The organism is Ohtaekwangia sp. (assembly GCF_036786105.1).
Lineage (GTDB): Bacteria > Bacteroidota > Bacteroidia > Cytophagales > Cyclobacteriaceae > Ohtaekwangia.
Genome location: NZ_DAIQRQ010000004.1, coordinates 162,354 through 176,407, shown reverse-complemented (window position 1 = coordinate 176,407; position 14,054 = coordinate 162,354). Strand labels below are relative to the sequence as shown.

Here is a 14,054-nt window from a genome sequence, read left to right as displayed (position 1 = left end):
AGTATATATTATTTTAATTCTTTGATCTTGATGCTTCGGAACGAAACATAGTCGCCATGGTCCTGCAGCAGAATGTGGCCTTGCTCGGCCATACCAAAATTATCCCACTGCGCATATTTGCTGCGTGCCACCAATGCCCTGTAGATATTATTTCCGCGGATATATTCCACTACTTTATAGCCATTGAGCCAGTGTTCTACGTGGTTATCGGGATATACAATTACGCGACCCTGGTTCCATTCGCCAATCTTTTTTATACCTCTTGGATTTTTGTCGGCCGGTATCAGATCATAAAGTGATCCCAATGTACGGTTGCCTACAGCACCAAGCTTTGCGTCCGGATGTTTCTCATCATCCAGAATCTGAAATTCAAGTCCTATAGCAGAACCCTGGTTGTTCTCTTTTTCAGTAACGAAATACTTTACTCCGCTGTTGGCACCTTCACTTAATCTGAATTCAAATTGAAGATCGAAAGCTCTAAATTCAGGTACCGTTACTATATCACCACCGTTTTGCGATTCCCCACCGGCAGACTTGATTACGCTGAGCGTGCCATCTTTGATCTCCCATCCTTTTTCCGGAAATTTATCTTTATAAGCACCGCGCCAGCCTTGTGTTGTTTTGCCGTCCCACAGAAAAGCATAACCATTCTTTTTTTCTTGTGTGGTGAGTGTATTCGGAACAAGATTTACTACATATATAGCATCATCCGGTGAAGGCGTGAGGTTTTCGGTTTTAATGCGAATGTTTTTGAACCAAACATGTTTGCCTGCTTCTTCCGGTTTGCCGATTGCGTGTACCTGCAATGCAATGAAACCTTTCAGCGTCATATCATCCACCACATTGGCGCAGGGTATATTATTTACCCACGTACGAAGCGAATTGCCGATTGCTTCAATGCGCATGGTGTTCCACTCGTTGTTGCGATAGGCATTTTTAGCGAGTGTATTTAATTCAAGCGGGTATAGCCACAGTCTTCTCGATTCATCATATATACCGCCACACCACTTGCGTGAAGAAGGGTCTATATCCAGCTGGTACCCAAAGACTTTTCCATCAAGATAATCCGGCTTGCTTTCACTGCGAAACTGCACACCTGAGTTGGTGCCATCGTCCATTTTAAAATCCAGCTCCAATATAAAATCACCAAAGGTTTCTTCGGTAACAAGAAACGAATTGGGAGAGTCCTGTATAGTAGTGCCTACAATCATTCCGTTCTCTACAGTATAAGGTGCTTTGCCATTTATCTGCTTCCAGCCTGTAAGATCTTTCCCGTTAAAAAGTTTACGCCAGCCTTTATCGGCCTTCTGTGCATGGCTCAGAAGAGATGCGAAAACAAATAGGAGTGTAACGATTCTTTTCATGATGCGTGTGAAAAAAGTTTAAAGTTTAGTTGCTATTGCGTTAACTATATATTTAATCGGTTAAGTTCTTTTACGGCATGGTCGCACGCCCGTGCCGTGAGTGCCATATAGGTGAGCGATGGATTAACACTGGCATTGGAAGTCATGCATGCACCATCGGTAACAAAAACATTTTTTGCTGCGTGCACCTGGTTGAAGGCATTCAATACGGATGTTTTCGGATCGCGGCCCATGCGCGCTGTACCCATCTCGTGATTTGCATTGCCCGGGAAAGAAGTATTTACATACGGCCGTACATTTTTATACCCCACCGCTTCCAGCATTTCCGCAGCCGAGTTAGCCATGTCTTGTTGCATAGCCAGTTCGTTGGCTCTAAACGCGCAATCAATCGAAAGCGTGTTGCGTCCGTATTTATCTTTCTGTGAAGTGTTCAAGGTTACGCGGTTATCCTGGTAAGGAAGGCATTCACCGAAAGCGCCCAGCCACATGCTCCATGGCCCAGGGGTCTGTACGGCTTCTTTCAATGCCTCTCCAATATTATCAGACTCCAAATAGCTCTTCCAACCCTGACGCGAGGCCCCGCCCATGATGCCAAAACCTCGTATATAATTCATTTCAGTTTTGTGAAGGTTGCGAAAACGAGGTATATAAATACCGTTTGGCTTTCGCCCGATGTAGTATTGGTCTTCAAATCCTTCAATGGTGGCGTTGGCCCCTGCAAATTTGTGATGGTCCATCAGGTTGCGGCCCAACTGGTCGCTATCATTTCCAAATCCGTTCGGGAACCGGTTTGAGATGGAGTTTAGCAGAATGAAGGTAGTGCCCAGTGTAGAAGCATTCAGAAAAATGATGCGGGCATAGTACTCGGTCACTTCATTCGTTACAGCATCTGTAACTTCTACTCCGGTTGCTTTGCCTTTTTGTTCATCGTAAAGTACTTTGTTTACAAGCGAGTTGGCGCGCAGCGTGAGATTGCCCGTAGCAAATGCAGCAGGTAATGTGCTTGAGTTACTGCTAAAGTATGCTCCATACGGACACCCGCGATGACACAAGTCTCTGGTTTGACAGGCACCTCTCCCTTTTTTTGGCTGCGTGAGATTCGCTACACGCCCGGGAGTAATTCTTCGATCCGGAAAGATTTTTTCGGCAGTTTCCTTGAAATGTTTCTCCACGCAGTTCAATTCCATCGGAGGTTGATATTTCCCATCCGGGAAATGCGAGATTCCTTCTGCCTGTCCATTCACACCAATAAATGTTTCTACATGATCGTACCATGGAGCGAGATCTTTATAGCGTATCGGCCAGTCTACACCATGGCCATCTTTAAGGTTGGCTTCAAAATCAAGATCGCCCCACCGATAACAGTGTCGCCCCCAAAGAACAGAGCGGCCACCCACTATATTTCCCCGAATCCAGTCGAAGCGTTTCACTTCGGTATAGGGGTTTTCTACGTCATTGATGTAGTAATGCTTATTATCGGCCCGAAAAGAATAATGTCGTGTTTGGATGAATGAATTTTTCCGATCCTGTTGCGTAAGCACTCCGCCATGATCAATCTGCCAGGGATCTTTTGTTGCTGTCGGGTAATGAGGATGCACCAGCTCCGTGCCCCGTTCCAGCATCAACACTTTCAATCCCTTTTCGCAAAGTTCTTTGGCTGCCCAGCCTCCACTAATTCCGGAGCCAACAACAATTGCATCGAATGTGTTTTGCTCACGGGCTTTTCCGTTCAGGTTCATGTACTTCAATTTCGTACTCTAAAATTCTAAAATCCTGGTTACAGGAGAAATAAGTTTTTCAAACGGTAACGGGATCGGTCACAACGTGCTATAAGCCCCTCTGTGCATTGCCTGCGAATAGCCTATCAGATGTAAGTATTTTTAAATCGAATTAAATTTTTCCATTTCCTTTAGCATTCGACCTCATGTTATATTTTTGCGCAATTTTGTACATACCACTCCACTACGAAAATGCCAAGAGACAGAAGTATTCGCTCCGTACTGATCATCGGTAGCGGCCCCATTATTATTGGTCAGGCTTGTGAATTCGATTATTCCGGTTCGCAGGCTGCACGCTCACTACGTGAAGAAGGAATTGAAGTCGTGCTGATCAATTCTAATCCGGCTACGATCATGACCGACAAAGTCACGGCCGATCACGTGTACCTGAAGCCGCTCACAAAGAAGTCGATCCGGGAAATTCTGGAGAAACATCACATCGATGCGGTACTGCCCACCATGGGTGGACAAACTGCTTTGAACCTTTGCATTGATTGCGACAAAGCAGGTATCTGGCAACACTACGGTGTTCGCATTATAGGAGTTGATATCAAAGCGATTGAAACCACGGAAGACCGCGAGAAATTCCGCCTCAAAATGCTGGAGCTTGGCGTGGGTGTTTGTAAAGGCGGAACAGCCTCTTCATTCCTTCAGGGAAAAGAGATAGCGCAGGAAATTGGCTTCCCGCTGGTGATTCGTCCTTCCTATACACTCGGTGGAACGGGTGGAGCTTTTGTAAATGATCCGGAAGATTTTGACGAGGCGCTTAACCGTGGCTTGCATGCTTCGCCTATTCACGAAGTGCTGGTGGAGCAAAGTATCATGGGCTGGAAAGAATACGAGCTTGAATTGCTGCGCGATAGCATTGGCAACGTGATCATCATCTGCTCGATCGAAAATTTCGATCCCATGGGTATACATACCGGAGATTCGATCACCGTGGCTCCTGCCATGACGCTGCCCGATACGGTATACCAAAAGATGCGCGACCTCGCCATCAAAATGATGAATGGTATTGGTCAGTTTGCCGGTGGATGTAATGTGCAGTTCTCACTCAATCCGGATAATGACGATGACATTATCGGTATCGAGATCAACCCGCGTGTGTCGCGCTCTTCTGCGCTGGCATCAAAGGCAACGGGTTATCCTATCGCCAAGATTGCTGCCAAACTGGCCATTGGCTACAACCTCGATGAATTGAAGAATGCAATTACCGGAACCACTACTGCATACTTTGAACCTGCTATTGATTATGTAATCGTAAAAATACCGCGTTGGAACTTCGATAAATTTCACGGTGCAGACCGCAGGCTTGGTTTGCAAATGAAATCCGTAGGAGAAGCGATGGGTATCGGAAGAAATTTCCAGGAAGCTTTGCAGAAAGCTTGTCAGTCGCTCGAGATCAGAAGAAACGGTCTGGGTGCCGATGGAAAGTCGCTCACCAAGCAGGATGAAATTTTATACAGCCTCGAGAATCCATCCTGGAATCGCATCTTCCATATATACGATGCACTGAAGCTCGGTATACCGATGAAGACGGTTCAGAAATTGACGAAGATTGACCGCTGGTTTTTGAAACAGATCGAAGAACTGATCGAACTCGAAAAAGAAATTGAGAAGCATACCATTGAAAATATACCGGCATCACTGATTCGCATCGCGAAAGAAAAAGGATATGCCGATCGCCAGATCGCACACCTGCTCGATTGCTACGAAAGTGAAGTTCACAAGAAGCGCATGGATCTCGGCATCAAGCGCGTGTACAAGCTGGTAGATACCTGTGCTGCTGAGTTCGAAGCAAAAACTCCATACTACTATTCAACATTCGATTCTGAAAACGAATCGCAGGTTTCAAACAAGAAGAAAGTAGTGGTGTTAGGTTCAGGCCCTAACCGCATTGGGCAAGGTATAGAGTTCGACTACTCTTGTGTGCATGGTGTACTCGCTGCCAAGGAGTGCGGCTACGAAACGATCATGATCAACTGTAACCCGGAAACAGTTTCTACAGACTTTGATATTGCTGATAAACTATATTTCGAACCGGTATTCTGGGAACATATATACGACATCATTCAGCATGAAAAGCCCGAGGGTGTAATCGTTCAGCTTGGTGGACAAACCGCGTTGAAGCTGGCAGAGAAACTCGAGAAGTACGGTGTGAAAATAATCGGGACATCATTCGAGGCACTTGATCTGGCCGAAGACCGGGGCCGATTCTCTACGCTGCTGAAGGAACTCGGTATACCCTATCCTGAATTTGGTGTTGCAAAGAATGCGGATGAAGCGCTTGAAGTCTGCAAAACGATAGGCTTCCCGTTGCTGGTGCGCCCTTCGTATGTACTCGGCGGACAGAGTATGAAGATTGTGATCAACGAGCAGGAGCTTGAGCATCACATCCTCGACATCTGGAAACACTTGCCGGATAACAAAGTGCTGCTCGACCACTTCCTCGATGGTGCAATTGAAGCCGAAGCCGATGCAATCTGCGATGGTGAAAATGTATATATCATCGGCATCATGCAGCATATAGAGCCCGCCGGTATACACTCAGGCGATTCGTATGCTGTGCTGCCCCCGTATAACCTGGGCGATCTGGTGATCAAACAAATTGAGCACTATACACAGAAGATCGCCGTAGCGCTGAAGACCGTTGGTCTGATCAACATTCAATTCGCGATCAAGAACGATAAAGTATATATCATTGAAGCAAACCCGCGTGCGTCCAGAACGGTACCGTTCATCTGCAAAGCATACGATGAGCCGTATGTAAACTATGCTACCAAGGTGATGTTGCGCGAGAAGAAGGTGACCGACTTCACATTCAATCCTACCCGCAAAGGATACGCGATTAAAGAACCGGTGTTCTCTTTCCACAAATTCCCGGAAGTAAACAAGGAGCTCGGTCCTGAAATGAAGTCAACCGGTGAAGCCATTTATTTCATCGATGACCTGATGGACGACTACTTTATGAAAATATATTCAGAACGAAATCTGTATCTGAGCCGTTAAACAGACGTGACTTATTGGTGATACTTCATGGCCCTGAAAATTTTTTTCAGGGCCTATTTTTTGGGTAGGCGGAATCAAATTCCTGAATTTTGCAACGCTGCGTAAAGCCATGATTACATCAACTTTACCCAATTGCTAATTCCCCGCGAACCTCTACCTTTGTATTCCTGTTTAGGGTTAAAACAAGCGCGCTATGTTACGATTCCTCATCATACTTGGTCTTATCGTATATGTCTTTTACAAAGTCGGTTCTTTCTTCTTTCGCGCAGGAGCAGCATCGCAGGAACTGAAGGCCTACAAGCAGCGTGAAAAAGCTGCCACACAAACCAAAAAAGGCAAGGTTAAAGGTGGCGAGTATGTTGATTATGAAGAAATAAAATAATCCCCCGGCTATTCGCTCGCGTTATCCCTTCATCTTTTGATTTTTATTTTCTTTCTGCATGAAATTCCATTTTTATAAATACCAGGCAACCGGCAACGACTTTGTAGTGATCGACAATCGCGACAACAAATTGTCTTTTACCCGCGAGCAGATCGAACGCATCTGTCATCGTAAGTTTGGTGTTGGGGCCGATGGTCTCATGCTGATCGAGGAACATCCTTCTCTCAATTTCAACCTGGAATATTTTAATAGCGATGGCTCCCAAAGTCTCTGTGGCAACGGCAGTCGTGCGGCGGTGCATTTTGCATCGCAGCTGGGTTTGGTAAACGGCCACTCCAGCTTTCAGGCTTATGATGGGCCGCATGTGGCAGACTTGTTGCCATCGGGCATAATCCGGTTAAAAATGAATGATGTGTCTGAAATTAAAACAATGGGCAACGATCACTTTTTAAATACCGGCTCCCCGCACTACATACGCTTTGTCGAAAATATCCATCAATACCCGGTGGTGGAGGAAGGCAGAAAAATCCGGTATAGCGATGCATTCAAACCGGGCGGCACCAATGTGAATTTTGTAGAGCGCCTGTCTGACAACACCATTTTTGTTAGAACCTATGAACGTGGCGTAGAAGATGAGACGCTTTCTTGTGGCACGGGTGTTACGGCAGCTGCGTTAGCCGCATCTTTATCAGGATATTCTTCGCCAGTTAACATTAAAGTAATGGGGGGAGAACTCTCGGTTGAATTTAAATCCAGCCAGTCCGGCACATTCTCCGAAATTTACCTCATCGGTCCTGCCAAAATGGTCTTCGAAGGCGACTTGGAATTATAGTTGATAGTCGTCTTTCTTGTGGCCGGAGAAATATTTCCCACGACAAACAATTTACTAACTTTGACGCCCCTGAGTCCTGCTGCAGGCTTTTTGACCTGTTCAATACTCCGGTGTTTTTTAACCATTTATTAGCTCATGCTGAAACTCATTGCCAAATTATTCGGAACCAAGTCGGAGAAAGACATCAAGCGCATGATGCCGCTGGTGGAACAGACCAAGCAGGAAGGCGAAAAACTGAAGTCACTAAGTCACGATGATCTTCGTCTGGAAACGAAAAAGATCCAGGACTTTATCAACGAAGAACTCAAAGATATAGATGATCAGATAGCATCCCTCCATAAAAAGATTGCTGATAATCCTGACCTCGAGATAAATGATAAAGACGCCATCTTCCAGGAGATCGATAAGATTGAAGAAGACCGTAACAAGGAGCTCGAGAAAGTGCTGATGAAGGTTCTGCCAAAGGCCTTCGCAATAGTACGAGAAACTGCAAGGCGTTTCAAGGAAAATGAATACCTGGAAGTTTCTGTGCAAGACTACGATCGCCAGTTTGCAGTAGGGCGTGAGAATATCAGGATCGAAGGCGACAAAGCGCGCTGGTATAATAAATGGATGGCTGCCGGCAACATGATTACCTGGGACATGGTGCATTACGATGTGCAGGTAATTGGTGGTATTGCCCTCCACGAAGGTAAAATTGCTGAAATGGCGACCGGTGAAGGTAAAACCCTGGTGGCTACATTACCGGCTTTCCTCAACGCACTGGCCAAGCGTGGCGTTCACATCGTAACGGTAAACAACTATCTGGCCACCCGCGACAGCGAGTGGATGGCTCCCATCTTCCAGTTCCACGGCATCAGCATCGATTGTATTGACAAGCATGAGCCGAATTCTACAGCGCGCAGAAATGCGTATCGTGCCGATATTACGTATGGAACCAACAATGAATTTGGTTTTGATTACTTGCGCGATAACATGGCGCGCGATCCTGAAGAGCTTGTGCAGCGTTCGCACCACTATGCCATGGTGGATGAGGTTGACTCTGTATTGATCGATGAAGCCCGTACACCCCTCATTATTTCCGGACCAGTTCCGCGCGGAGATCAGCATGAATTTTACGATCTCAAGCCACGCATCTATAAACTCGTGGAGGCTCAGAAGAAGTTGGTGAATGATTATCTCACCGCTGCCAAAAAACAATTATCGGAAGGCAACGAAAAAGATGGCGGACTTTCATTGTTCCGTGCTCATCGTGCAATGCCGAAATATAAACCGCTGATTAAATTCCTTAGTGAGGCAGGAAGTAAAGCTGTTCTTCAAAAAACCGAGAACTATTACCTGCAGGACAACAAGCGCAATATGCCTGAGGCCGACAAGCCTTTGTATTTTGTGATCGATGAAAAAGATAACAGCGTTGAACTGACTGAAAAAGGTATAGATCTGATTACTGGTGAAGGCGAGGATCATAACTTCTTTATACTTCCTGAAATTGGTACAGAGCTGAGCAAGCTGGAAAAAGATACATCATTGGATGATGCTGCAAAATTCCATAAGAAAGAAGAGCTTATTCGCGATTATCAGGTGAAGTCGCAGCGCATTCATAGCGTAAACCAACTGTTGAAAGCCTATACATTGTTCGAAAAAGATACCGAGTACATCATTGTAGATGGCAAGGTAAAGATTGTAGACGAACAAACGGGTCGTGTGCTGGATGGAAGACGTTATTCAGATGGCTTGCATCAGGCCATTGAAGCAAAGGAAAATGTGAAAGTGGAGGATGCAACACAAACATACGCAACCATCACATTACAAAACTACTTCCGTATGTATCACAAGCTTGCAGGTATGACCGGTACGGCAGAAACGGAAGCAGGTGAATTGTGGGACATATACAAACTTGATGTAGTAGTAATCCCTACGAATAAGCCGGCCGTTCGTAAAGATTATGATGACCTCGTGTATAAAACCATGCGCGAGAAATTCAATGCTGTTATCGATGAGGTTGTAAAACTTACCGGCGAAGGACGCCCGGTGCTGGTGGGTACTACTTCAGTAGAAATATCCGAGATCGTAAGTCGCATGCTGCAGATGCGCAAGATCAAGCACCAGGTATTGAACGCCAAGCAACACCAGCGCGAAGCGGAGATTGTAGCGGAAGCAGGTAAGCCCGGAACAGTAACGATCGCTACCAACATGGCGGGTCGTGGTACCGATATTAAACTTACACCTGAATCAAGAGCTGCCGGTGGCTTGGCCATTATCGGTACAGAGCGTCACGAGTCAAGGCGGGTAGACCGCCAGTTGCGTGGTCGTTCCGGCCGCCAGGGAGATCCGGGAACTTCACAGTTCTATGTATCACTGGAAGATAACCTGATGCGTTTGTTCATGCCCGAGCGTATAGCTCGTATCATGGATAAACTTGGCCTTAAAGAAGGCGAAGAGATACAGCACTCGATGGTAACAAGCTCTATCGAGCGTGCTCAGAAAAAAGTAGAGGAAAACAACTTCGGCATACGCAAGCGCCTGCTGGAATACGACAACGTAATGAACTCGCAGCGCGAAGTAATATACAAGCGCAGAAAGAATGCATTGTTTGGCGAGCGCCTGGAGCTGGATATTCTCACCATGCTGAACGATACGTGTGAAGACATGGTGATCAACGCAAAAAATGGTAACGACTATGAGAGCCTGCGCCTGAATGCATTGAGCGTACTCGGCCTTGATTATGAGATTACCCGTGAGACTTTCGAGAAGCTCGATCAGGATAAACTCTCAGACGATCTATACCATAAAGCGCTGGAGCATTACCATAGGAAGAACAAACTGGTTGCTGAAAAAGCACTCCCGGTAGTTCGTGAAATATCCAAGACGCGTGGCGCTACGGTAGAAAATATACTGGTGCCTTTCGGCGATGGTCAAAAGCAGATTGGAGTAGCAGCAAGTTTGCAGAAATGTGTAGAGACCAACAATGCAGAGCTGATTAAGTCGATGGAGAAGATGATCACACTCGCGATCATCGACCAACTCTGGAAAGAGCACTTGCGTGAGATGGACGATTTGAAACAGTCCGTACAAAATGCAGTATACGAACAGAAAGATCCGCTGTTGATCTATAAGTTCGAAGGCTTCGAGCTCTTCAAACGCTTTATCGCGAAAGTAAATGAAGACACCATCTCTTTCCTGCTGAAGGCTGATATACCGGTGCAGGAAGCTGAAGATGTGCAGGAGGCGCGTGTTACCCGTTCGCGTGTAAGACTCAATGAGCAGAAAGAAGAATCAAGATCGTTGCTCAGCGGTGGTAGTTCAGGCGATGGAGGTGGCAACCAGCAGGCGCAGCCGAACCGTCCGCCACAGGAGAAAGTGATGCCCGTGAAATCTGAGAAAATTGCCAATCGTAATGACAAGGTAAGTGTTCAGTACCCCGATGGTCGCGTGCTTCGCGATGTGAAGTATAAGAAGGTTGAGGACGATATCATGAACAATCGCTGTGTCATAATCGACTAACATGTTATTGAGAAATTCACTTTATATAATCGTTGCTATATCCCTGCTGGGAAGTTGTGCTACTCAAAAGAAGACATCCACAACTTCCCAGGGGAGTAAATATTCTGAAGACCTGTCGGTGTGGCGTCCCAAAGTGGAGGCTCCTGCGGAAACGACAATCAATACTTCTGTCAATACCAATAAGCCAGCCGCTCCAGTAAATGTAGAGCCCAGGCTTGCTGTGAATAAAAAGCTGGACGCAGTGCTCGACAGCATTGATCATATTAATCTGAGCCGCAAGTTTGTGGAGGGATATACCATTCAGGTATATTCTGGCAGACGCGAGGAGGCTCTCAGTGCCAAGAAACAGATCGCCATGTCTCTTCCCGGCCTGGATGCTGAAGTACAGTTTACGGAACCAATTTTTCGCGTGAAGGTGGGCAAATACTATAGTCGCATGGATGCCCAGGAAGACTATGCTGCCGTAAAGCGCTACTTCCCGGCTGCTATACTTATCCCGGAGAAGATTGCTATTAATTAGGCCCTGTTTGCCGTATATCGACTATATACCATGGCTTAAAATATAGCGAAAGCCTTCAATAAGCTTAAAAATCCAACATCATCGCGTAGGTTCGATTTTTGACGCGTATTTTTGGTAAATCATTTTTTAAGCTTGAAAACTTTTAAGAAGATACTTTTTTACACCGGGCTCACGCTTGCAGTCATGTTCGTGTCGGTGGTGGTATCCGTGTTCCTTTTCAGGGATAAGATTATTAATCAGTTCGTTCAGCAAGCCAATAAAAGCCTTAATACACCGGTTAATATTGGCAAGATGGACGTTTCCATCTTCGAGAAATTCCCCCAGTTGTCTATTGTATTTACCGATGTATACGTGGAAGACAGTCACCCTGGTAAATATCCGTTGCTTACTGCCAAGACCATCTCTTTCCAGTTAAACCCGGTAGAGGTATGGAAAGGTATATATACCATACGGGGTTTACAGATTCGCGATTGCGAAGCCAGCCTGAAGATTGATGCGCAGGGCCGGAATAATTATACTATCCTGAAAGAAACTACAGACGATAAACAAGCGTCATCCGGAACGGTGAATTTTGAGCTCAAGAATGTTGGTCTGAAAAACATAAAAGTACACTATGGAAATATAGCGGCTTCAGAAGATCTTACTTTTACCAGCGAAGCACTCACCGCCTCCATCACTACTTCTCATAATGTATATACGATCAATGCAGACGGACAGCTGACTACCGAAAAAATCAATATTGATGGCAATGCATACCTGGGACGTAAATCCTTTGACATAGCCAGTACGCTGGTATACAATGATCCAAACCGGAACCTTACTATCAATCCATCTACATTAAAATTAAAGCAATCGTCCTTTATTGTGAGTGGTACCTATAGCTGGAAGGGCGAGAATGTTATTGATCTTCGAACAGAAGGACAAGATACCGACATCCAGACTATATTTTCGTTGCTGCCGGAATCGGCCGTTAAAAACCTTGAAAAATATCAGAGTAAAGGTGATGTATACTTTAAGGCTAAGCTGAAAGGCGAGATAAGCAAACGCAGGAGCCCTTCTTTTTCCGTAGACTTTGGGTTTAAGGATGCCACTATCTTTCATCCTGATTTCAAAACCAGAATTGAGCGCGCAAGCCTTGAAGGATCGTTTGCCAGCAGCGAAATTTCTAACCTTCGCATGGCTACGCTGGTGTTAAAGAATATAAAGGGCGATTTAAATGGCGAGTCTTTTACTGCCAATTTTGTAATGCAAAACTTTAAAGATCCGGAAGTAATCTGCGATTTTAAAGGACGCATGGATGCAGCATCGGTGTTGGACTTTTACCCTGTACAAGCGATCAGGAATGTATCCGGATCATTGCTTGCCGATGTATCGTTTGAAGGGAAGATATCTTTTCTGAAAAAGCGTACTACTGCGCAGCGCGTTTCTACACAAGGTAATATTGAGCTGCAGGATATAAATTTAGTATATGGCGATGATAAGGTGCCGCTGCAGCATTTAAAGGGAAGCTTACAATTCAGTAACAACGATCTGGCTTTAAGTAACGTGAGCTGCAAGTTGGGCAACAGCGATTTTCTGCTCAATGGTTTTTTTAAAAATGTAATTACCTTCCTGTTGTTTGAAGATCAACCCATCGGTATAGAAACCGATTTGAAATCCGATTACCTCGATCTTAATCAATTGTTTGCTATCGGTTTTGGTAATCCGGCATCCGGTAAAGATCAGCAGTATGCATTCAATATATCACGAAACATTAATCTGAACTTTAATTGCGATGTAAAGTCATTACGGTATAAGCGCTTTCATGGGCGAAACCTGAAAGGTGATCTGTTGGTGAAAAATGAAATGGCTGTTTCGCGCAACATTACTCTCCATACCATGGGCGGAGATCTTACGCTCTCTGGTATATTAGATGATAAGAATAAGAAAGCTATTGATGTAGTAACTACGCTCAAGCTTAATGGCATTCATGTTGATAGTGTATTCTATGTGTTTGAAAACTTTCATCAGGACTTTATACAAGATAAACATTTAAAAGGCGAAGCTTTTGCAGATGTAAACCTGGAAATGGTATTGAAGCCCGATCTTCACCTTTTCTCCGAAACGTTAATAGCCGATATTGGTGCGGTGATCAGGCATGGTGAGCTCAATGACTTTGAGCCGATGCAAAAACTGAAACGCTATATAAAAGACGATGGACTGAACCATCTCCGCTTCTCTGATCTGAAGAATGAAATACACATCGAGAAGAAAACGATCTATATACCTCAGATGGAAATTCGTACAAATGTTACCAGCCTGAAAATAAGTGGCACGCATACGTTTGACCAACAGATAGACTATAGAATCATTACACCGCTACGGCAAACCAAACCAGTTGACCTGGAAGCCAAGGATGCGATTGAAGATGATGGCACGGGAAGTAAGCTATATTTGAAAATAGTAGGAACGACAGACAACTATCGCATTCAATATGATACTGAAGCTGTAAAGAAGAAGATTGTAAACGACCTCAAGAACGAGGTTAAGGAACTTCGCGAAGCTTTTAAGAATAAAGGCACGCAAAAGAAAAAGGAAGTGGAGCTGCAGAAAGACGAATACTTTGAGTGGGATGAGCAGCCGCAAAATTGAAAGATATATATAATAGCAAAAGATAATTGCAGGA

8 protein-coding genes are annotated in these 14,054 nt (G+C 45.1%); 6 read left to right on the top strand and 2 right to left on the bottom strand.

The features are described from left to right. Window positions 1-8: 8 nt before the first annotated feature. Window positions 9-1,364, bottom strand: a complete 1,356-nt coding sequence (locus V7Q33_RS03650) for a 3-keto-disaccharide hydrolase (protein ID WP_333818938.1) — start codon at window positions 1,362-1,364, stop codon at window positions 9-11. 44 nt (window positions 1,365-1,408) lie between these two features. After that, window positions 1,409-3,103 carry a GMC family oxidoreductase gene (locus tag V7Q33_RS03645; protein WP_333818937.1) on the bottom strand — a complete coding sequence of 565 codons (1,695 nt, stop codon included), beginning with the start codon at window positions 3,101-3,103 and terminating at the stop codon, window positions 1,409-1,411. A 231-nt stretch (window positions 3,104-3,334) separates the two neighbouring features. Between V7Q33_RS03645 and carB the strand changes: the two genes are divergently transcribed. The 6 genes from carB (at window position 3,335) to V7Q33_RS03615 (ending at window position 14,020) form a co-directional block, all read left to right on the top strand. Further along, on the top strand, window positions 3,335-6,151 hold the full coding sequence (gene carB, locus V7Q33_RS03640) for a carbamoyl-phosphate synthase large subunit (protein ID WP_331983965.1): 2,817 nt from the start codon (window positions 3,335-3,337) through the stop codon (window positions 6,149-6,151). Window positions 6,152-6,344: 193 nt separating this feature from the next. Then, a complete protein-coding gene (locus V7Q33_RS03635; protein ID WP_331983967.1) occupies window positions 6,345-6,533 on the top strand; it encodes a hypothetical protein in 189 nt (62 codons plus the stop codon). A gap of 58 nt (window positions 6,534-6,591) precedes the next feature. Continuing rightward, window positions 6,592-7,365: a diaminopimelate epimerase gene (dapF, locus tag V7Q33_RS03630; RefSeq protein WP_331983969.1), complete on the top strand. Its 774-nt coding sequence runs from the start codon at window positions 6,592-6,594 to the stop codon at window positions 7,363-7,365. A gap of 135 nt (window positions 7,366-7,500) precedes the next feature. After that, entirely contained in the window at window positions 7,501-10,869 is a 3,369-nt protein-coding gene (secA, locus tag V7Q33_RS03625; RefSeq protein ID WP_331983971.1) for a preprotein translocase subunit SecA, read from the top strand. A 1-nt stretch (window position 10,870) separates the two neighbouring features. Then, window positions 10,871-11,389 carry a hypothetical protein gene (locus tag V7Q33_RS03620; protein ID WP_331983973.1) on the top strand — a complete coding sequence of 173 codons (519 nt, stop codon included), beginning with the start codon at window positions 10,871-10,873 and terminating at the stop codon, window positions 11,387-11,389. Between the two features lie 132 nt (window positions 11,390-11,521). Further along, the gene (locus tag V7Q33_RS03615) at window positions 11,522-14,020 is read left to right on the top strand and encodes an AsmA-like C-terminal region-containing protein (protein WP_333818936.1); all 2,499 of its coding nucleotides are present in this window, start codon (window positions 11,522-11,524) and stop codon (window positions 14,018-14,020) included. Window positions 14,021-14,054: the final 34 nt, after the last annotated feature.

What these genes read in the sequence shown, in the direction of transcription:
- V7Q33_RS03650 (WP_333818938.1), bottom strand. Translation starts at nt 1,364, where the DNA reads ATGAAAAGAATCGTTACACTCCTATTTGTTTTCGCATCTCTTCTGAGC.
- V7Q33_RS03645 (WP_333818937.1), bottom strand. Translation starts at nt 3,103, where the DNA reads ATGAACCTGAACGGAAAAGCCCGTGAGCAAAACACATTCGATGCAATT.
- carB (WP_331983965.1), top strand. Translation starts at nt 3,335, where the DNA reads ATGCCAAGAGACAGAAGTATTCGCTCCGTACTGATCATCGGTAGCGGC.
- V7Q33_RS03635 (WP_331983967.1), top strand. Translation starts at nt 6,345, where the DNA reads ATGTTACGATTCCTCATCATACTTGGTCTTATCGTATATGTCTTTTAC.
- dapF (WP_331983969.1), top strand. Translation starts at nt 6,592, where the DNA reads ATGAAATTCCATTTTTATAAATACCAGGCAACCGGCAACGACTTTGTA.
- secA (WP_331983971.1), top strand. Translation starts at nt 7,501, where the DNA reads ATGCTGAAACTCATTGCCAAATTATTCGGAACCAAGTCGGAGAAAGAC.
- V7Q33_RS03620 (WP_331983973.1), top strand. Translation starts at nt 10,871, where the DNA reads ATGTTATTGAGAAATTCACTTTATATAATCGTTGCTATATCCCTGCTG.